Annotated in this window: 23 protein-coding genes and 1 pseudogene; 14 read left to right on the top strand and 10 right to left on the bottom strand. The window is 68.7% G+C overall.

Features of this window, described 5'->3' with window-relative positions:
- Positions 1-74 precede the first annotated feature (74 nt).
- Together G6W55_RS20100 and G6W55_RS20095 are read left to right on the top strand one after the other, a co-directional pair.
- Positions 75-746 carry a YoaK family protein gene (locus G6W55_RS20100; protein WP_175522223.1) on the top strand — a complete coding sequence of 224 codons (672 nt, stop codon included), beginning with the start codon at positions 75-77 and terminating at the stop codon, positions 744-746.
- A 173-nt stretch (positions 747-919) separates the two neighbouring features.
- On the top strand, positions 920-1,120 hold the full coding sequence (locus G6W55_RS20095; RefSeq protein ID WP_175522222.1) for a hypothetical protein: 201 nt from the start codon (positions 920-922) through the stop codon (positions 1,118-1,120).
- Here the strand turns inward: G6W55_RS20095 and G6W55_RS20090 are convergent.
- The gene (locus tag G6W55_RS20090; protein ID WP_175522221.1) at positions 1,104-2,342 is read right to left on the bottom strand and encodes a cytochrome P450; all 1,239 of its coding nucleotides are present in this window, start codon (positions 2,340-2,342) and stop codon (positions 1,104-1,106) included. The two genes, G6W55_RS20095 and G6W55_RS20090, sit on opposite strands and share 17 nt — an antisense overlap.
- A gap of 173 nt (positions 2,343-2,515) precedes the next feature.
- Here G6W55_RS20090 and G6W55_RS20085 point away from each other — a divergent pair, with 173 nt between their 5' ends.
- Positions 2,516-3,685 carry a steroid 3-ketoacyl-CoA thiolase gene (locus tag G6W55_RS20085; RefSeq protein ID WP_175522220.1) on the top strand — a complete coding sequence of 390 codons (1,170 nt, stop codon included), beginning with the start codon at positions 2,516-2,518 and terminating at the stop codon, positions 3,683-3,685.
- Here G6W55_RS20085 and G6W55_RS20080 read toward each other — a convergent pair.
- On the bottom strand, positions 3,669-3,851 hold the full coding sequence (locus G6W55_RS20080) for a DUF397 domain-containing protein (protein WP_175522219.1): 183 nt from the start codon (positions 3,849-3,851) through the stop codon (positions 3,669-3,671). The genes G6W55_RS20085 and G6W55_RS20080 overlap by 17 nt on opposite strands.
- Complete coding sequence (locus G6W55_RS20075; RefSeq protein WP_175522218.1) at positions 3,829-4,659, bottom strand: helix-turn-helix transcriptional regulator; 831 nt, start codon at positions 4,657-4,659, stop codon at positions 3,829-3,831. Before G6W55_RS20075 ends, G6W55_RS20080 begins: the two co-directional genes overlap by 23 nt.
- A 79-nt stretch (positions 4,660-4,738) precedes the next feature.
- Here G6W55_RS20075 and G6W55_RS20070 point away from each other — a divergent pair, with 79 nt between their 5' ends.
- Positions 4,739-5,233 carry an ATP-binding protein gene (locus tag G6W55_RS20070; protein WP_309243762.1) on the top strand — a complete coding sequence of 165 codons (495 nt, stop codon included), beginning with the start codon at positions 4,739-4,741 and terminating at the stop codon, positions 5,231-5,233.
- Here G6W55_RS20070 and G6W55_RS20065 read toward each other — a convergent pair.
- From G6W55_RS20065 to G6W55_RS20055, 3 genes are all read right to left on the bottom strand, one after another.
- Positions 5,155-5,589: a barstar family protein gene (locus G6W55_RS20065; RefSeq protein ID WP_309243763.1), complete on the bottom strand. Its 435-nt coding sequence runs from the start codon at positions 5,587-5,589 to the stop codon at positions 5,155-5,157. The two genes, G6W55_RS20070 and G6W55_RS20065, sit on opposite strands and share 79 nt — an antisense overlap.
- A gap of 186 nt (positions 5,590-5,775) precedes the next feature.
- Complete coding sequence (locus G6W55_RS20060; protein ID WP_175522217.1) at positions 5,776-6,120, bottom strand: ankyrin repeat domain-containing protein; 345 nt, start codon at positions 6,118-6,120, stop codon at positions 5,776-5,778.
- A 55-nt stretch (positions 6,121-6,175) separates the two neighbouring features.
- Positions 6,176-8,281 (bottom strand): bifunctional glycosyltransferase 87/phosphatase PAP2 family protein, encoded by a 2,106-nt coding sequence (locus tag G6W55_RS20055; RefSeq protein ID WP_175522216.1) that lies wholly within the window; start codon positions 8,279-8,281, stop codon positions 6,176-6,178.
- Between the two features lie 454 nt (positions 8,282-8,735).
- Here G6W55_RS20055 and G6W55_RS20050 point away from each other — a divergent pair, with 454 nt between their 5' ends.
- Positions 8,736-9,407: an O-methyltransferase gene (locus G6W55_RS20050; protein WP_175522215.1), complete on the top strand. Its 672-nt coding sequence runs from the start codon at positions 8,736-8,738 to the stop codon at positions 9,405-9,407.
- Positions 9,408-9,431: 24 nt separating this feature from the next.
- On the opposite strand, the gene G6W55_RS20045 is transcribed toward G6W55_RS20050, so the two are convergent.
- The gene (locus G6W55_RS20045) at positions 9,432-9,824 is read right to left on the bottom strand and encodes an FHA domain-containing protein (RefSeq protein ID WP_175522214.1); all 393 of its coding nucleotides are present in this window, start codon (positions 9,822-9,824) and stop codon (positions 9,432-9,434) included.
- 105 nt (positions 9,825-9,929) lie between these two features.
- Here G6W55_RS20045 and G6W55_RS20040 point away from each other — a divergent pair, with 105 nt between their 5' ends.
- Positions 9,930-10,367, top strand: coding sequence for a DUF1992 domain-containing protein (locus G6W55_RS20040; protein WP_175522213.1), 438 nt, complete (start codon positions 9,930-9,932; stop codon positions 10,365-10,367).
- On the opposite strand, the gene G6W55_RS38790 is transcribed toward G6W55_RS20040, so the two are convergent.
- Entirely contained in the window at positions 10,353-10,847 is a 495-nt protein-coding gene (locus G6W55_RS38790) for a hypothetical protein (protein WP_254876345.1), read from the bottom strand. The genes G6W55_RS20040 and G6W55_RS38790 overlap by 15 nt on opposite strands.
- A gap of 5 nt (positions 10,848-10,852) precedes the next feature.
- Positions 10,853-11,536 (bottom strand): hypothetical protein, encoded by a 684-nt coding sequence (locus G6W55_RS20030; protein ID WP_175522212.1) that lies wholly within the window; start codon positions 11,534-11,536, stop codon positions 10,853-10,855.
- Positions 11,537-11,933: 397 nt separating this feature from the next.
- Here G6W55_RS20030 and G6W55_RS38355 point away from each other — a divergent pair, with 397 nt between their 5' ends.
- The 6 genes and pseudogenes from G6W55_RS38355 (at position 11,934) to G6W55_RS20015 (ending at position 16,254) form a co-directional block, all read left to right on the top strand.
- Positions 11,934-13,064, top strand: coding sequence for a DUF4158 domain-containing protein (locus G6W55_RS38355; protein WP_217687117.1), 1,131 nt, complete (start codon positions 11,934-11,936; stop codon positions 13,062-13,064).
- Positions 13,031-13,333: a hypothetical protein gene (locus G6W55_RS39280; RefSeq protein WP_217687116.1), complete on the top strand. Its 303-nt coding sequence runs from the start codon at positions 13,031-13,033 to the stop codon at positions 13,331-13,333. The genes G6W55_RS38355 and G6W55_RS39280 overlap by 34 nt, the downstream gene beginning before the upstream one ends.
- A gap of 162 nt (positions 13,334-13,495) precedes the next feature.
- Positions 13,496-14,227: pseudogene (locus G6W55_RS38780) on the top strand (Tn3 family transposase); the annotation flags it as partial.
- A 155-nt stretch (positions 14,228-14,382) separates the two neighbouring features.
- Entirely contained in the window at positions 14,383-14,898 is a 516-nt protein-coding gene (locus G6W55_RS38335; protein WP_217687113.1) for a Tn3 family transposase, read from the top strand.
- A gap of 301 nt (positions 14,899-15,199) precedes the next feature.
- A complete protein-coding gene (locus tag G6W55_RS20020) occupies positions 15,200-15,388 on the top strand; it encodes a hypothetical protein (protein ID WP_175522211.1) in 189 nt (62 codons plus the stop codon).
- A 254-nt stretch (positions 15,389-15,642) separates the two neighbouring features.
- Positions 15,643-16,254, top strand: coding sequence for a hypothetical protein (locus G6W55_RS20015; RefSeq protein ID WP_175522210.1), 612 nt, complete (start codon positions 15,643-15,645; stop codon positions 16,252-16,254).
- A gap of 71 nt (positions 16,255-16,325) precedes the next feature.
- Here G6W55_RS20015 and G6W55_RS20010 read toward each other — a convergent pair whose 3' ends face one another.
- Positions 16,326-16,766, bottom strand: coding sequence for a hypothetical protein (locus G6W55_RS20010; protein ID WP_175522209.1), 441 nt, complete (start codon positions 16,764-16,766; stop codon positions 16,326-16,328).
- A gap of 1,452 nt (positions 16,767-18,218) precedes the next feature.
- Between G6W55_RS20010 and G6W55_RS20005 the strand changes: the two genes are divergently transcribed.
- Both G6W55_RS20005 and G6W55_RS20000 read left to right on the top strand, forming a co-directional pair.
- Positions 18,219-18,587, top strand: a complete 369-nt coding sequence (locus G6W55_RS20005; RefSeq protein ID WP_055633709.1) for a hypothetical protein — start codon at positions 18,219-18,221, stop codon at positions 18,585-18,587.
- A gap of 64 nt (positions 18,588-18,651) precedes the next feature.
- Positions 18,652-19,113 (top strand): NYN domain-containing protein, encoded by a 462-nt coding sequence (locus tag G6W55_RS20000; RefSeq protein ID WP_175522208.1) that lies wholly within the window; start codon positions 18,652-18,654, stop codon positions 19,111-19,113.
- The last annotated feature ends 13 nt before the right edge of the window (positions 19,114-19,126 follow it).

Genomic DNA, 19,126 nt, shown 5'->3' with positions numbered 1-19,126 from the left:
GCATGACAACGGCGCCCCCGCCCCCGGGGCCGCCGTTTCGGCGTTTCCACCCCCGCGCGTGATCCACTGACCGGATGACCACGGAGCCCCCGAAGGACCCCGAGGCGCGGGGCGTGCGTCTGGTCCCCGTCCTCCTCGGCCTCACCCTGGTGAGCGGCCTGATCGACGCCGTCAGCTTCCTCGGCCTCGGCCATGTCTTCACCGCGAACATGACCGGAAACGTCGTCATGCTCGGCTTCGCCGCCGCCGGCGCCCCCGGCTTCACCGTCCGGCACACCGCGATCTCGCTTGCCTGCTTCCTGGTGGGCGCGGCGGCCGGCGGCCGGCTGATCCGGCGCGTGGGCGACTCCCGCCGTACGGGGGCCCGTGCGACGCTCGCCGTCGAGGCGCTCCTGCTGGCCGGCGCGTCCGCCGTGGCATACGAGACCCCCGGCCGGATCTACGCGGTCATCGCCCTCACCGCGTTCGCGATGGGGCTGCGCAACGCGACCGTCCGCAAACTCGCCGTCCGCGACCTCTCGACGACGACCGTCGTGACCATGACCCTGACCGGCCTGGCCTCCGACTCGCACGCGGGCGGCGGCACGGGCCGCAGCACACCGCGCCGCGCGGCGGCGGTGGTCGCGATGTTCGCGGGCGCCGTGCTGGGGGCGTGGCTGGTGATCCACCACGGGGTCGCGCTCCCGCTGCTCGTCGCGGCGGCGGCCTCCGGTGTCCTGGCCGTGACCGCCTCCGGCCGCGACTGAACCGAGCCGTCGAACCGAACCACCGAACGGAACCACCGAACCGAACCCGGGACTCATCCGAGCGAGGGATTACGGGCGTGCCGTACGGCGTGGCGCGGTACGGGTACACGCGACACACGTACACGCGCCCCACACCCCACGCCCCACCGGACGACGAGCGAAGGACCACGGCCATGACCACGCCGGACTGCCAGGACTACCAGGTGGGCGACCACGTCGTGTTCAACGACACCGAGATGCGCGACCTGCTGAGGCTGACCGCGCCCCTCACGCCCACCCCCGGCACGATCACCAAGGTCGAGTACACGGTGCAGCGCGAGGACGGCTCCACGACCACGGTCAGCCGCAGCGACTTCGTCACCCAGCCGTACTGACCCGCAACTCCTTCACACCGTTGATCCAGGCGGACCGCAGCCGTCGCGGGTCCTCCACCAGGGTCAGTCCGGGCAGGGCGTCGGCGACGGCGTTGAAGATGAGGTCGATCTCCAGCACGGCGAGGGACTTCCCGAGGCAGAAGTGCGGCCCGCCGCCTCCGAACCCGAGGTGAGGATTCGGATCCCTGGTCACATCGAAGTCGTCGGGCCGGTCGAAGACCTCGGGATCGTGGTTGGCGGAGGCGTAGAAGAGCCCGACCCGGTCCCCCTTCCTGATCAGCTTGCCGCCGAGTTCGGTGTCCTGGGTGGCGGTCCGCTGGAAGGCGACGACGGGGGTAGCCCAGCGCACGATCTCCTCGGCGGCGGTGACGGGCCGCTCGGCCTTGTACAGCTCCCACTGCTCGGGGTGGGTGAGGAAGGCGTGCATGCCGTGCGTGATGGCGTTGCGGGTGGTCTCGTTCCCGGCGACGGAGAGCATCAGCACGAAGAAGCCGAACTCGTCGGAGTTGAGGTTGCCCTCGTGTTCGGCGGCGACGAGCGTGGAGACGATGTCGTGGGCGGGGCACCGCTTCCGTTCGGCGGCCATGTTCATGGCGTACGAGATCAGCTCGGCGGCGGAGATCGCGCCGACCTCGGCGGTGATGGCGTACTCGGGATCGTCGTAGGCGATCATCTTGTTGGACCAGTCGAAGATCTTGGCCCGGTCGTCCTGGGGGACGCCGATCAGCTCGGCGATGGCCTGGAGGGGCAGTTCGCAGGCGACCTCGGTGACGAAGTCGAAGGGGCCGTCGTGCGCGCGGGCGCCCTCGGCGATGGCCCGCGCCCGCTCCCGCAGCCGCCCTTCCAGTGCCCGTACGGACCGGGGTGTGAAGCCGCGCTGCACGATCTGCCGTACGCGCGTGTGCTCGGGCGGGTCCATGTTGAGCAGGATCAGCCGCTGCGCGTCGATGGAGTCCCGCTGGATGTGCTCGTTGAAGCGGATGATCGCGGTGTTGAGGTAGGACGAGAACAGCTCGGGGTGCGTGGAGACGTACTTGACGTCGGCGTGCCGGGTGACGGCCCAGTACCCCTCGTCCTGGAAACCGGCGACGTTGCCCGTCTGGGGGATCCAGCGGACCGGTTCGGCGCGGCGCAGCTCGGCGAACTCCGGGTGGGGGACGCGGTGATGCAGCAGGTCGGGGTCGGTGAAGTCGAACCCGTCGGGAAGCGCTGGACAGGGCATCGGCGGCTCCAGCCATCGAACGTTCCGTCTGACGGTTCATCAGAAACAGGCTGCCGCGAAGGTAGTTCAGGGTGCTGAAGGCTGCAAGACCCTTGCGGTGACGCACATCACGTCCGCAGACTGCTCGGAAGAACTAGAACACGTACTAGTTCCTCGGAGGAGGATCCGCACCCATGGCCGCCGAACCCGTGATCGTGGAAGCAGTCCGCACCCCCATCGGCAAGCGCGGCGGCGCGCTCGCCAATCTGCACCCCGCCTACCTCCTGGGCGAGACCTACCGCGAACTCCTGGGCCGCACCGGCATCCCCGCCGACGCGGTCGAGCAGATCGTCGGCGGCACGGTGACCCATGCCGGCGAACAGTCGATGAACCCCGCGCGGACGGCCTGGCTGACCATGGGCCTGCCCTACGAGACGGCGGCGACCACGGTCGACTGCCAGTGCGGGTCCTCGCAGCAGGCGTCGCACATGACCGCGAACATGATCGCCGCGGGCGTGATCGACGTGGGCATCTCGTGCGGGGTGGAGGCGATGTCCCGGGTCCCGCTCGGCTCGGGCTCGAAGCACGGCCCCGGAAAGCCGTTCCCGGACGAGTGGAACGTGGACCTGCCGAACCAGTTCGAGGCGGCGGAACGTATCGCCAGGCGCCGCGGCCTGACCCGGCAGGACGTCGACGCCCTCGGCCTGCTCTCCCAGTCCCGCGCGGCGGTGGCCTGGTCGGAGGAACGCTTCAAGAAGGAGACGTTCGCCGTCCAGGTCCCCACCACGGAGGACGAACAGGCGGCGGGCCAGGGCATGTGGCGCCTGGTCGACCGCGACGAGGGCCTGCGCGACACGTCGGCCGAGGCGCTCGCGGGCCTGAAACCCATCATGCCGACGGCGGTCCACACGGCCGGCAACTCGTCCCAGATCAGCGACGGCGCGGCGGCGATCATGTGGGCGTCGAAACGGATGGCCCGCGCCCTGAAACTGAAGCCCCGGGCCCGGATCGTCGCCCAGGCGCTGGTGGGGGCGGACCCCCACTACCACCTGGACGGCCCGATAGACGCGACGCGAGCCGTCCTCGGCAAGGCAGGCATGTCGTTGAAGGACATCGACCTGGTCGAGATCAACGAGGCGTTCGCGTCGGTGGTGTTGAGCTGGACCCAGGTCTTCGAACAGTCGCTGGACAAGGTCAACGTCAACGGAGGCGGCATCGCCCTAGGCCACCCCGTAGGCGCGACCGGCGCCCGCCTCATCACCACGGCCCTCCACGAACTGGAGCGCCGCGACAAGGAGTTCGCCCTGATCACGATGTGCGCGGGCGGCGCACTGGCGACGGGGACGATCATCCAGCGGCTGTAGCCCAGGAGATGAAGTCGGAGAACGCGGCGGGGTCGAGAGTGAGGATCGGCCCCGCCGGGTTCTTGGAGTCACGGATGGCGACGGCGGAGGCAGTGTCGGCGACCTCGACACAATCACCGCCCTGATCACCGCTGTACGACGACTTACGCCAGACGCTGCTCTCCATAGCGCTCCTCCATCACTCGCCGGATCAGCTCCGCCGAATCCTTGAGGGAGAGAGCGGCGGCCCGGAGATGATCGTAACGGAGTGAACAGTCCTTGACGGTGTCCGGATTGGCGCTGGGATGACCGCTGCCGTACCCCTCGGTATAGACGATGGCCGGGTCGCCCACGAAGCGGTAGAGATTGAACGAGCCTTGTGTCCCCGGGTGCGCCCCGGCCGAGAACGGCAGCACTTGGACATTGATCCGCGGGTTGTCCTCGAAGGACAACATGTGGGCGAGTTGCTCGCGCATGACCTCACGGCCGCCGATCTCCTGACGCAGGGCGGCCTCACTCAGCACCAGCCAGAAGACCGGCGACTCGGCCTTGTCGAAGATGCGCTGACGGGCAAGTCGGACGGCGGTGCGGTCTTCGAGGTCACTCTGGTCGAGCACTCCGAGGACAGCACGAACGTATGCGGGTGTCTGGAGGAGCCCATGAACGACGTGGGTCTGGAAAGTACAGATCTCGGCGGCCCGAACCTCCAGCTCGGCAACTTGCCTGAACCAGGCCGGAAGTTGACTACGAAGCACCAGCTCGACGAGTCGCGAGAACAACCCACCGGTCACCAGGGCCGCATCCACCCGCTCGCTGAACTCGACGGTCGGCACCTTCCTGGCGGTCTCGATCTGCCCTACCAGGGAACCGGTGTAGTTGAGAACGTCCCCCAACTGACGTTGCGTGAGGTTGGCGGCCTCTCTCAATCTGCGCAGCTCGAAGCCGTAGTAGTCGAGCGGTGAGGCGCCCGGGTCGAGGACGTTGATGTGGGTCACGTGGGGGTCCCCTCTCACTACGGAACGGGTTGCATCCAACCGGTAGCCCACGGTAGTCGCCACAGGTCACGCTCGTACCGTGAACGGATACTTCCCCTCCATCTACGCATCGCCGGTGGCGACGCAGTACCGCATGACGCTGACGATCGGCGAGCACACGCCCCGCCACATCCGCAGGATCGTGCGGGCGTTCCTGACGGACTGGAACATGGAACACCTGACGGAAGCCACGGAGTTGGCGGCGACGGAACTGACCACGAACGTCTTCCGCCACGTCCCGGACCGCCGCTGCACGTTCCTCCTCCGGAAACAACGGAACGGAGTCAGGCTGGAGGTGACGGACGCCTACGCCCAACTACCGGCGAAGCCGGCCGAGTCGCCCCCGGACGCGGAGGGAGGCAGGGGCCTGCTCCTCCTGACCGCGATGACCGACAAGTGGGGCGTGAAGCCGACACCGACCGGCGGAAAAAGGGTCTGGTGCGAACTGACCGCTGATCAGGAGAACCAAACGTCGGGGTCCAAGGTGACCGTGACGAACTCCCCGTCCTGCGCGACGACAAGATCGGGATGCTGAACCTTCCCGACGATCTCCTCGGCATCGAAATCCTTCACCAGGAAGACGAAGTGCTGAGAAATGGCGGGCCGATAGAGCGGTTCCCCATCCAGATCCACGTAAGAATTGGCCCGCGCCGCACCCTGACAAAGCACAGAAACGAAAACCTGGAGATGGTCCGCGTCAATCAACGAATCGGCGTCATGGATCACACCGACCACCCCGACCCCGCCGGTGACGTCCCCACACAGATCATCGAGACAGTCGACGACGGCATCCCAGTTCCACCCGAAGTAACCCGAAAACCTCAGCCGCTCAGCGAACGCCCGAAACAAATCCTCTTCCCGACAAAGATCCCGAGCCCAAAAGTCAACCACCCGCCCACCTCTGCCCTCCAGCCCCTCAACCTGCCGAAGAACCACCCCCGCCCCCTCCACCCCAAAAACCACCCAAGGCTCCCGCCCCCCACCCACATCAAACGAAACCACAGCTATCCCACCCCGCCCATTTCCACCTCTCACCCCAAGCCGAAAGGGGGATAGCTTGTACACGAAAACTATCCCCTACTCCCCAACTGGTTGGACTCGACCCCGTTTCAAGAAGTTCCGCAACAGACGCTTAGCCGGCTCGTGGTCGTACTCTTCCGCAATTTCCATAGGAGTCTGATCGTTACGCGAAACCAATTCCGGGTCAGCGCCATAGGCCAGGACGATCGCAGTGAGCGCGGCGTGCAGTCGGTAGCCGGACTGAAGCGTTGAGTCCCCTTCGAGCTCGATGGCGTGCGCAAGCAGCGTCATCCCGAAGCAGACCTCGTTCGGATCGGCTCCCGCATCAAGAAGTGCGGCGAGTTCCTCATAATCGTTGGTTTCAACCGCCTGATGCGTCGGCGTCCATGGCTCGACTTCCATCACAGCTACCTCACTCTACGAAAACAACCGCTCCGGTGCTCATATGTGACCTTGGTCAGCCTCCCGACCGGCCCCCCGAAAGTGCCCTCGCTTCCTCGCCGACATCGTGCCGCGTAGGCGTCGGCACCGGTGTCGTCGACCCCGCCCGTGGCCCCATCAACAGATACGACAAACCGAACCCCGCCGCCACCACCACCCCACCCCCCACCGCATCCAGAATCCAGTGGTTGCCGGTCGCCACGATCGCGGACGCTGTGAAGAGGGGGTGGAGGAGGCCGAGGGATTTCAGCCACCACTGGCGGGCGACCAGCGCGATGACCAGGCCGCACCACAGGGACCAGCCGAAGTGGAGGGACGGCATCGCGGCGTACTGGTTGGTGAGGGCCGTGAGCGTGCCGTACTCCGGCTGGGAGAAGTCCTGGACGCCGTGGACCGTGTCGATGATGCCGAGGGCCGGCATCAGGCGGGGCGGGGCGAGGGGGTAGAGCCAGAAGCCGATCAGGGCCAGGAGGGTGGTGAAGCCCAGGGTCGCGCGGGCCCAGCGGTAGTCGACGGGGCGGCGCCAGTACAGCAGGGCGAGCACCGTCAGCGGGACCACGAAGTGGAACGACGTGTAGTAGAAGTCGAAGAAGCCGCGGAGGTGGCCCACTCCCACCACCCAGTGGTTCACCGCGTGCTCGATGTCGATGTGCAGGGCGCGTTCGAGGTCGAGGATCTGCTGTCCGTGGGCCTCCGCACGGGCCCGGCCGCCGGAGTTCGTGCCGCCGGTCGCCGCAAGGCGGACCTGCTGGTACGCCGCGTACGTGACGCGGAGCAGCAGCAGTTCGAGGAGGAGGTTGGGGCGGGTGAGGACGCGGCGGAGGAAGGGGAGGAGCGGGACGTGTTTCCAGCGCGTCGGGACCGGTGCGGCGTACCGCGCGGGGATCGGTGCGGCGTAGTACGGGGAGGTGCGGGGGAGGAAGGGGACGACCGTTGCCGCGGCAAGCGCGGTGAGCAGGATCGCGTTGTCCCGGAGGGGGTACAGGGCCTCCATGTTCGGCAGCAGCATCGTCGCCGGGAGGGTCATGACCAGGACCACCGTCACCGGCCACACATAGCGGTCGGAGGCCCGCTTCCCGACGCGGCCCGCCAGCGCCGGCAGCACCCACAGCAACTGGTGCTGCCAGGTCGTCGGGGAGACGGCGATCGCCGCGCAGCCGGTCACGGCGACCGCGAGCAGCATCTGTCCGTCGCGCGCGTAGCGCACCGCCCGCCGGACGCCGAGGACGGCGACGGCCGCGCCCAGCGTGAGGAACAGGCCGATCTCCAGCGGCCCGGAGAGGCCGAGCCGCAGCAGCGCGCCGTGCAGGGACTGGTTGGCGAGCGCGTCGGCGTCCGCGCCGAGCCCGGCTCCGGCCACATGGTGCACCCAGTACATGGCGGAGTCGTGCGGCATCGCGGCCCAGGCCAGCAGCGTGCCCCCGGCGAAGGTCGCCGCCGTGGCCACCGCGACCCGGCGGCGCCCGGTGCACCAGAGCAGGGCGGCGAAGAGCAGCACGGTCGGCTGGAGCGCGGCCGCGAGCCCGATCAGCACACCGGCAGCCCGCCAGTCCCGTACGACGAAACAGCCGAGGAGGACCAGCAGCACCGGAAGGATGCTGGTCTGGCCGAGCCACAGCGCGTTGCGTACCGGCAGCGACAGCATGAGCAGGCTGATCGCGACCGGCGCGGCCAGGAGCGCCGTCCGTCTGCCGACCGGCCGGGGCAGGGCGTGCGCGGCGACCAGGCCGATCGCGACGACCAGCAGCAGGCTGCCGAAGGTCCAGCCCCAGCCCAGGGCCTGTTCCGCCGCCCGCGTGAGCGGTTTGAGGACGAGGCCGCCGAACGGGGTGCCCGTGAAGCGGGAGGAGTCGTAGAGCGAGCCGTTGACGTGCAGCACGCCGTTGTCGCCGACCCAGGTCTCCAGGTCCGTCAGCCGTTCACCGCTCGGGGTGGCGAGGACCACGGTCATCTGGCGGACGGCGAGGACCGCCGCCACCAGCCACAGACCGAGCCGGGCCGCTCTCAGACGCACTCTCGCCGTGTCGACGGCCGTGTCGACGGCGGCGTCGACGACCGTGCCGGCCGCCGTCGCCCCGCACACCTGCGCCGGTCGTCGCTCGCCGTGCTCCGCATTCGCCACGCCTCGTCGGCCTCCCGCCCCGTTCGTGCCATGTCCGCATTGCCAGGGTGTCTCCGGAAACGAGCCTAGGGCGCCCGCGGCACCCCCGGAGAAGGACGCGCGCCATCCCCGCTTCACCTGACAGCGGTCTTCCCTTTGTCCGGAAGTTGTCCGGAACACGACCGGAAGAACGGGGTCACCGCGCGGCCGGAACCCGCGTTCCCCGCGCGGAACAGCAGCTCGGGCCGGGGCGCGGTGCCGCTCGGAGGGGGCACGGCGGGTGCCGCGGGAGGGGACGGGGGCGTGGGGCTCGCCGCGGGGGCGACCGGTATCCGCCGCGCCCTCGCTTCCGTCGAACGGGTGAATTGACGTGCGGGCGTCCGCCGACCCGCGGTGTGAAGGGAACCCCCGCGCGGCCCGCGCCGTTGGCATGATGGTTGGCGGTCATGGCCAGGGCGGACACGGGAGGCAGCGCATGAGCGAATCGCAGGTCTGGGAGGCCGTCGACGCCTATTTCACGGCCCACCTCGCCCCGGACGACGCGGTGACGGACGCCGCGCTGCACGACAGCGACGCCGCCGGGCTCCCCCGGATCAGCGTCACGGCGAACCAGGGCAAGCTGCTCCAGCTCCTCGCCGAGATCCAGGGCGCGCGCACCATCCTGGAGATCGGCACGCTCGGCGGCTACAGCACCATCTGGCTGGCCCGCGCCCTGCCCGCCGACGGCCGGCTGGTCTCGCTGGAGTACAGCCCGCGGCACGCGGAGGTCGCCGTGCGCAACATCGCGCGGGCGGGCCTCGACAAGCTGGTGGAGGTGCGGGTCGGCGCGGCGCTCGACTCACTGCCGCTGCTGGCCGACGAGAACCCGCCGCCGTTCGACCTGGTCTTCATCGACGCCGACAAGGCCAACAACGCGCACTACCTGGAGTGGGCGCTCAGACTCACCAGCACGGGCAGCCTGATCGTCGTGGACAACGTCGTCAGGGGCGGCCGCGTCGTCGACGCCGACAGCACCGACGGGGACGTGCGCGGCACCCGGGCCGCGCTCGAACTGATCGGCTCGCACCCGAGACTCAGCGGCACCGCCGTCCAGACCGTGGGCACCAAGGGCTACGACGGTTTCGCGCTGGCACGCGTCCTGGCGTAGCCCCCAAACCCACGACCGCCGTGCCTACGCCTCGTGGTAGAAGCCCACGTTCACGCTGCGCGGCCCGGTGCGGTCGATGACGATGATCTCGCCGGAGCCGCCGCGCGGCAGCGTCACCGTCCCGCCGTAGGTGAGCGGCTGGGCGTAGGCCCCGGAGACCAGCCGGACCTCGGAGGAGGGTTCGGCCTGGGAGCCCTGGAGCCAGGTGACCTGCCAGGCGCCCTCGGGGCCGCACAGGAACTCCAGGTGCACCCGGGAGACGAACAGCCAGTCCTCGGGCGTCACCAGGCGGCACACGGACTTGTCCCGGCCCACCCGCAGCACGGCGCCCGGGTCGCTCGGCGCATCGGCCATGAGCATGCCTGCCGTGGCACCCTCTTCCGCCCCCGAGACGGTGGCCATGGTGAGTTCGAGCACGTGCGCTCCTTCGTGAAACAACGGCTGCATCAGCGGCTGAACAGTCTTTGTACAGCGGCCGCATGATAAATCGCCCGGGCCGGTCCCGTCCGGCACAATGGACGCATGACCGAGCGAAAGCCACCGGGGGTCCCGTTCGAGTCGTGGGTCGACAAGCAGATCCGGGACGCCGAACGGCGAGGCGAGTTCGACCGACTGCCGGGCGCCGGACGGCCGTTGCCGCCGGGCACGGACACCACGTACGACGAACTGTGGTGGATCAAGCGGAAGATGGCGCGCGAGGGCCTGTCGGTGCTGCCGCCGACGCTCGCCCTGCGCAAGGAGGCGGAGGACGCGCTCGCGGCGGCCTTCGCGGCCCCGACGGAACGGATCGTCCGGAAGATCATCACGGACGTCAACGTCAAGCTCCGCGAGATGATGTACAAGCCGCCGCCCGGCCCCCCGCTGGGCATGAAGCCGTACGACGTGGAAGACGTCGTACGCCTCTGGCGGGAGCGCCGGGCGGACACACGGGCCCAGGGCGACGGGTCAGATGTGCAGTAGCCGTTCGGTGAGTTCGCGGTAGTCCCGCAGGGCCAGCCGGAGTTGCTCGGTGTCGGGGGTGGCGGCGGGCTCGGCGGAGGTGCCCTCGGCCGGGGCGGCGGGCTGCCAGGAGCCGCGCAGCGTACGGCGGCGGCTCTGCACCGCGTCGGTCAGCCGGGCCGCCAGCTCCTGGAGGACCGCGTCGGCCTCCTCCACGGCGTCCCGGGGGCCGTCCACGAACCCGACCACCGCGTGTTCCAGCCGGGCGGTGAGCTTGTCGCCCTCCTCGCGCGGGAGGAGAGCGCCGGGGGCGGCCGGCGGCTTGTGCGAGGCAATGGCCGGCTTCTCGGTCAGGTCGTCGGGCTTGCCGAGCGCCTCGGGTGCGTTCCGTACGTCACGGACATCCCGTCCCTCGGCGTCACGGACGTCCCGTGCCTCGGACGCCTTGGGTGCTTCGGATGCCTCGGGCGTCTTGGACGCCTTGGGTGTCACCTCGGTCATGGCGGTCAGCCCTCCTTCGGCTGGTGGCGCTGGAAGGCACGCGGCAGATGGCGGCCGTGGTCCTCGCGCCGGGCGGTGGTCGTGGTGGTCGTTTCCGTCTTCTTCGCGGTGAGTTCGCCGCGCGCCGGGGCGAGCAGGTCCTCGAAGAGCGCGCGGGCCTCCAGCAGGGCGGCCCGCAGCTCCTCCGTGCCGGGCGCGGCGCCGTCCGAGGAACCGTCGGCCTTGCCGTTGGCTCCCACGAGCCGGTGCACGGTGCGGTAGCCCTGGACATGGCGCGCGTGGTGCACGGAGAGTGCGGCGACCTGTTCCTCGTACTGGCCGCCGTCCGGGAAGCCGCGCGCGCCGGCGAGTTCCGCGACCAGCCGGTCCGCCTCGGCGACCGCTTCCCTGGGGGAGTCGACGAAGTGCTCCTGCGTGGCGGTCCAGCGGGCCTCGTAGCGCTCGCGTTCCGCGGGCTCCAGCGGCCGCTCGCGCAGTCCGCCGTGCCGCTCCACGAGTGCGGCGAGTTCCCGCTCGGCCGCCTGGACGTCGCCGTCGTGCCGGGCCACGGCACGGTCGTACTCGGGGCCGAAGCGCCGCTTCAGACCGCCTCCGCCGTGCGCGCCCCGGGCCCGCACGGTCAGGACGGCGAGGACGGCGACGACGACCGCCACGATCACGATCAGAGCGATGATCACGCCTGTGGACATGTTGCCCTCCGATGGGTCGGCCCCGGTCGACCCCGCGGGCCGGTTCGCAGTTCGGGTTGCCCCGACCACCGCGCGTAAACCGGGCCCGCGCACCCCGCGTGAACGGGCCCGCGCCCACCGGGGCACCCGGCTCGCGACAATGGCCGCCATGACCACCACCACCCCGACCACGACCACCACCCCGGCCTGGACCGTCACCCCCGAACCCTTCGACTCGGCCCTGCTCTCATATAGCTGTCGCCAGGTGGCGTGTAGCGCTCAGTAACCTTCCGGCCACAGTTGTGGTCTTCTGATCTTCTCTCCGGTTCCGCCTCGCCACGCTGTGGTGATCCAACTGGTTGGGCGAGGGAGCGCGGGTGCGGCAGGACTGGGAGCCGGAAGACTGCCTGAGGTCTGGATGCTGCTCGAAGACGACATGAAGAAGGTGCGGAACAAGTCCGGGGCGACCCGGTTGGGCTTCGCGCTGTTGCTCAAGTTCTTCGAGGCGGAGGCCCGGTTCCCGGAGTCCGCCAAGGAGATGCCCGCGGCGGCGGTGGAGTACGTGGCCCAACAGGTGAAGGTGCCCGCAGGGGCGTGGGCGGACTACGACTGGCAGGGCGACCGGATCAAGCGGCCCCGCAAGGAGATCCGGAAGGCGTACGGATTCGCGAACACTGAGGAGGACCAAGAGCGGCTGGCCGAGTGGCTGGCCGCCGAGTTGTGTCCGGTGGAGCTGTCACGGGAGCGGCTGGCGGAGGCAGTGGTGGCCCGGTGTCGCAACGACTGCATCGAGCCGCCGGCTCCGGGGCGGGGCGGGCGGCTGGTGGGCAAGGCGGTCACGGACTTCGAGGCCCGGTTCTGCCGCAGCAGGGTGGAGCGGATCTCGCACGCGAACCGCTCACGCCTGGAAGATCTGGTCGTCGGCAGCGGGGACGGGACGGGCGAGGGAGCGGATAGTGAGGGGGTAGTGTCGGGTAGCGGGCAGTCGCACTTCGCCGAGCTGAAGGCCGACCCGAGGGCGCCAGGGCTGGAGAGCCTGTTGGCGGAGGTGAACAAGCTGAACCGGGTTCGGCGACTGGAGCTGCCCGCAGACTTGTTCGCGGACGTGTCGGAGAAAGTCGTGGAGGCGTGGCCGGCGCGGGCGTCGAAGGAATACCCGGCGAATCTGGAGCGGATGAAGCCTGAGAGGCGGCTGACGCTACTGGCGGCGCTGTGCCATGTGCGGCAGACGGAGATCACCGACTCGCTGGTGGACCTGTTCATCCAGCTCGTGCTGAAGATCAACACCCGGGCGGGGCGGAAGGTCGACAAGGAACTGAACGCCGAGCTGAAGAAGGTGCGGGGCAAGGAGGGGATGCTGCTGCGAGTCGCGGAGGCAGCGCTGTCGGAGCCGTCCGGCACGGTGCGGCGGGTGATCTACCCGGTGGTCGGCGGGGAGAAGACGCTGAAGGCGCTGGCGGCGGAGGCTGCGGCGAACGAGGCCCGCGGTCGTCGTACTCGGCGCACTGGCGCCGGATGCTCTCGCCGCTGCTGGGGGCGCTGGAGCTGAAGTGCAACAACACGGCCTACCGACCGGTGATGGACGCGATCGACCTGCTCCAGCGCTACCTGGAGCAACCCTTGAAGGAGGGCGCGTTCTTCGATCCGGCGGAGAGTGTGCCGCTGGCGGGGGTGGTGCCGGAGCAGTGGCGGGCGGCGGCGATGGACGACAAGGGGCGTGTCGAGCGCATCCCGTACGAGCTGTGCGTGCTGGTCGCTTTGCGGGACGCGGTGTGGCGCCGGGAGATCTGGGTGGTGGGGGGCGAACCGGTGGCGTGACCCGGAGGATGAGCTGCCTGCGGACTTCAAGGACAACCGGGACGTGCGCTACGCCGTCAGGAAGCACGGTGAGCCGTGGATCAGGGTCTCCCCGCGCGGCAAGCAGGAGGAGCCGAGTCCCTGGTGGCGGTCAAGAGCGAGATCGAACGGCGCTAGGGCACCATCGACCTGCTGGACATCCTGAAGTACGCCGAGTTCGATACGGACTTCATCGCCGAGTTCACCTCGGTCGCCACCCGGGAGAACCTGTCCAAGGACGTGCTGCGGCGCCGGCTGTTGCTGGTGCTGTTCGGGCTGGGCACGAACATGGGGATCAAGCGGGTCGCGGTGACCGGCAAGCACGGCGAGAGCGAGGCGACGCTGCGCAGGGTGCGGCACCTGTTCGTCAACCGGGCCAACGTGCGGGCGGCCCTGCGGAAGTCGGTGAACGCCACCTTCGCCGTACGGGACGAGATGTGGTGGGGCACCGGCACCGCGTGCGCCTCCGACAGCCGCAAGTTCGGTGCCTGGTCCTCGAACCTGATGACCGAGTGACACCAGCGCTACCGGGGCCCCGGCGTGATGATTTATTGGCATGTGGAACGGAAATCGGTCTGTATCTACAGCCAGCTGAAGTCCTGTTCGGCTTCCGAGGTTGCCTCAATGATCGAGGGCGTGATGCGGCACTGCACCGACATGGTCGTCGACCGGCAGTACACCGACACGCACGACGCCTCCATCGTCGGGTTCGCCTTCGCGCACATGCTCGACTTCAAGCTGATGCCGAGGCTGAAGAACATCGGCTCCGCGAGGCTGTACCGGCTGGCGGCCGGTCAGGACGACCAGTGGCCGAACCTGGGCCCGGTGCTCTCCGCCAAGACGATCGACTGGGACCTGATCGCCCAGCGGTACGACCAGATCGTGAAGTACACCACTGCCCTGCGCCTGGGCACCGCCGAGGCCGAGCAGGTCCTGCCGCTTCACCCGCGGTGGACCCAAGCACCCCACCTACCGGGCGATCGAGGAACTCGGACGGGCGGTACATACGGCGTTCATCTGCGACTACCGAGATGCGCCAGGAGATCCACGAGGGTTTGCAGGTGGTGGGGAACTGGAACTCCGCGAACAAGGACCTCTTCTACAGCAAGGACGGCGACCTGGCCGGAACGGACAAAGAGTCCCAGGAAGTCAGCGTGCTCGCGCTGCACCTGCTCCAGTCCGCGCTGGTGCACGTCAACACGCTGCTGGTGCAGGAGGTCCTGGCCGATCCGAAGTGGGCGGACAAGCTCACCGACGCGGACCGCCGAGCCGTGTCGCCGCTGTTCTGGGCGCATGTGGAGCCGTGCGGCCGGTTCGAGCTGGACATGAACAGCCGTCTCGATCTGGACCTGTCCCTCCGGGCGGCGATACCCGGCCCGCGCACCCCGCAGGGGGAGGAGGCCGCAGGCCCGGCGCGACACCCGGGTTCCGGGGAGGCCCGCCCGGGGACGGGGCGGAGGATTCCGACGGGGAAGCCTGAGTGCTGCATCCGCCGTCTGGGGCGGGGCGTTGCACTTCGGGAAGATCTCCGTCGACCGATCTGCTGACGTCCCGTCGGCCCGGAAGTGTGTGCCCGCTGGGTGTCGGTGCCGACGCGTAGAATCAGGGGTGCGTCCCCGCCGACATGGAAGGGGAGTTGCGCCCGGAGCTTTCCCTGTGGGTCCGAAGGCAGCCGTACAAGTTCGTACGGAGCGAAGACAGCAGGCAGCCAGCGCCCTTCGAGTGCGAGTCGGCCGCGCTCGCGTTGATCACACCTGTTCTGTACAACGTTGCCAACAGGGGTGGTGGGGCTCGGCTGCCACGACGGCATCGGCTTCGGCCACCCCTTCCTGCCCGGAGGGGAATTCCTTGCAGCTCAAGATCATGGGCGTGGCCCTGGTCCTGCTGGCGGCCGCCGTGGCCGCCTTGGGGACCGGCATTACCGTCTTCGCCCTCGGCTCGACGCCGCTCGCGGCCGCCGGATCCGGCGGAGCCGCCTTCTTCGGCACCGCCGGCCTCGGCATCGGGGTGCTGGGCTACCTCGCGCCGCACGCGTGATGCTCTACCGGCCCGCTGGACGTCCCCGGCGGGCCGGGCGTGCGCAGCGGCTGCTCGGCGAACCGGATTCGGACCACGCTTCTCAGGTGTCCCCGGGGTTTGCGGCCCGACGACTGGTCGGTCATGTTCCTATGGTGAGGTACATCATGGGCCCCTCGAAGCGGATGGGGCTTTGCGCGTGTTTTGCTGTTCGGAGAGGTCAAGCAGCTGCCTCGTATCCTCCTGAGGACTGAGCACGTAGGACAGGAGCGATCATGCAGCGGTACCCGAGCTTCCTACCCCCCGTCGATCACGGTGTGTCATTGTCTCAAGCAGACAAGCCGCCCCGGCCAGGACAGTCGCTTGTCCTGTCACGCATTGCCGAGCAGTGCGGCTGGAAGACCCGTGAGCAGTGGCACTGCGAACCCGGCTCCTACTTGAACCTGATCTTCATGCTGTGGCTTGGCTGCCACGATGGAAACCGCAAGTTGACCTACGGAGTGCAGTGGAAGCGAAGACAGCCAACCTTCGACCTTGGATGGTGGAGCCGCGGCGAGGTTGTGAGTTGCCCTGCGGAGTGGCCGAAGATCAAGCGGCTATCAGGCAAGGCAATACAACGGATGCAATGGGTGATCAGCGCGAATGACGTGTCTGGAGAGGTGGACGCAACTGACCACGATGGCCTACTCGCAGACCTCACCGCGGCCGAGGTAGGTATCTCGGCCGCCCAGTGGCGAGCGTGGGAGCAGCAGCGCGCCTCTATGGCGGCGCAGCAGGAAGGTCTGCCGCCATGCCCGGCCTGCGGCCAGGAGACAGAGGCCGTGACCACTGGGCCGCAGGGTAGCCGCTTCGAACCGTGCGGCCAGAAAATCTGGATCCGCCCGTAGTTGGCCCCGGTGTCCTAGCTCGGACAGGCGCCACAAAGTAGCCGGGGGTGATCACGTGCTCGCCGCCGTGGCTACTGGGCGTTCTTGGCCGCTTCGACCACCAAGACGTGCATGGCGTCGGCCGTGGCGGTGTCGATGCCCGCCTTCTCCATGAGGGCCCGGGTGATCTCTTGGACCTCGGCGAACAGGCCGGGGAAGGTCTCCTCGTCGGCGGCTAGCTCGGCGATCAGCCGGGTGGCGGGGGCGGGGGCTGCGAGGTCGGGGGCCCGGTCGAAGCAGAAGGTGTGTGCGAGGTCATTGCGCCTATCCCGCGCGGCGTTAAGCCGGTCGGTGAGTCCGGGGACCTTGTCAAGGTGCGGCGCGAGCCTCTCGATCATCTTCTCCATGGTCTCGTCCGCCGCCTTCTCCCACAGGTCACCGACCAACTGCTGGCCGTTCTCCTGGGCCGCCGCGTGGCGGCGCTGGACGACGGCATTCACCAGGGAGCGTTCCATCGTCGCCGCCGCGAACATGGTCTTCCTGGTTGATCAGGTCTATCTGAGCTGGTTCGAAGTCCGTGCCCCAGTATCGCGGCGGTTGGTGCAGCGCTGCGGGGATTTAGGCCCCGGTCTCCTATCCACCTGACCCACGGTGCAAGGTAGAGCCACGTTCGCTACCGGTTCCGGCGACGTGCGGCGGGGTCGCGCTCCGCGACGTGCGGGGCGACCGCTTCGACGCCGGGGCGGGCGTACCACTCCAGGGAGCGGACGGAGGCGTGGCGGGAGCAGGCCAGCAGCATCCGGGGGGGGAGTGCCGCCCTCGGCGTCGTGGGTGAGGGCGCTGTGGCGGAGCCGGTGGAGTGTCCAGCCGCCCAGATCCTCGATGTCCTCGGCTGAGGCGAGCGGGTTGGCCAGCAGCCGGGTGTTTTCCTCGAAGATCTATTCTGCCCGACGGTAGGAGAGCCGGGCCCGGCCGGTCTCCGGGCACACGTCGAGCATGGGCCTCCCCGCCGGCCGGAGCCTTGCGGTCGGTGAGGAACAGCGGGCCGCGGGTACGGCGGGCGATCGGGCGGGGCAGCAGCTGGGCGGTGCCGGACTGCCAGTGAATCCACTCGGTCGCCCCGCCCTTGGCGGTGATCCTGCCCCGCTTGTCCTGCGGGTACAGGTCTTCCACATTCAGGCACAGCAGCTCATCGGGCGGGGCGGCGGACTCGTACAGCATCTTCCAGAACATCTTCTCCCGGAGCCCGACATCCAGGCGCCAAAGGGCGGCGATCTGGTTCTCCGCGAGAGCCTTGGTGCGGTCCGGCGGTGCCGGCCACCGCTCGATGCCGATCGTCGGATCGCCTTCGATCCAGCCCTGGCGCTGCCACCAGCCGATCGCCTTGCGCGCGATGGACAGCTCCCGGTTGACGGTGTCGGCGGCCATCTCGTCCGCCCGTGCCGCGCCAGCTCGGCCAGCGCCTCCGGCAGCGCCGGGTCGTCGATCGCGGCAACAGGGAATACGGGCGGCTTCGCGCCCCGGCGGGCGGGTCCAGTCGGCGCCGGTTCGCCGACGAGCATCGTCGTCAGCGAGATCCGGTAGATCCGCGCGGAGGACTTCGCGATGCCCGCGCCGGTGAGGTACCGCTCGACCGCCGCGGTGTATGACGCGGGCGGGGCAGACAGGGACACCACCCGGGCGCGCGGCAGCCAGAGTGTGCCCCCGCTCCCGGGTTCGGTCACCGGTTCGATCGCCATGCCGGCCCCACCCTTCCGATGCTGCCGCAGTGCATGCGTACACGTCACCTCACCAACCGGAAGCCCCGCCGCAGGTCGCGAAGATCACCGTAGAGGCTCTGTTGCAGTAGATCCGGTATTTACCGCGACGGGTGGGATGCCGGCCTCCTCGGAGTGAGCGACCTTGACAGATCCAAAGATAAATGTAAGATTAGAGATATCTTTGATGCTAACGATTGAAGGCGTCCGCAGAGTGGAGTTGCAGCTATGCAAGAAGAGTTTGACGACATCAAGACCTGGGACGACCTGCGCAAAGCGGCAGACGTCAACGGTGGGGTCTATCTGACGAACATGGGCGTCCTGCGCGAGGTCAAGAAGGCCGGGCGGCTGGGCAACCTGGTGCGCGAGGAGATCGGCAATAAGTTGAGCAGTATCGGACTAGGGCACCTGCCCGACGAGCTGCCGGCGTACCAGGAGCGGTCCGTGATCCTCTACGTGAAGGGCGGCCCGGTCGGCAAGGTCGTGCAGGCGGTGATAGACACCCCCAGCCACGAGAGCGCCGATCAGCTCCGGCAGCTCAACACCTCGGAGGCACAGGACAAGCTCCGGCGGATCGCCGAGATCGTCCAGGAGTAAGCCGAAGGCCCGACCTGATGGCACAGGTCGAGCCTTCGCGATGATTCGGATCAGGGCTCTCAGCTTGGCGGCGGGGCCCTGCCCGCTTCCCACACTACGAGAACGCCGACTGTACGGCATCCTCTGCCCACCCGGCGAGAACGTCGGCCGATCCATCCTGTTCGGATCCAAGCCGCCGGAGAACGACAGCATCTGGCAGCGCGTACGCGACGCCGACTTCGAGGTCGAGACCTTCGACCGAAGCACCTTCACCAACAAGGAGAAGCAGGTCGACATCGCCCTGAGCACCAGGATGATGGAGGACTCGTTCACCTACATGGAGGCCAACAAGGGAGACATCGCGATCCTCGCCGCCGGTGACGGGGACTTCCTGCCGACTATCAAGCCGCTACAAAACCGTGGACTCGGCGTCCGGGTCGTTCCCTGGTCGCACGCTGTCAGCCACCAACTTCGTGACACTGCCAATGAGTTCATCGAACTGGACCCTCACTTCGACCACCTGACCTGGACAACGCCGGCAGCGTGATCGCCAGTGAGGC

It is taken from the genome of Streptomyces sp. CAI-85 (assembly GCF_013363615.1).
Lineage (GTDB): Bacteria > Actinomycetota > Actinomycetes > Streptomycetales > Streptomycetaceae > Streptomyces > Streptomyces antibioticus_B.
The sequence above is the reverse complement of the archived record's forward strand: the minus strand, read 5'-3'. Positions and strand labels throughout refer to the sequence as shown.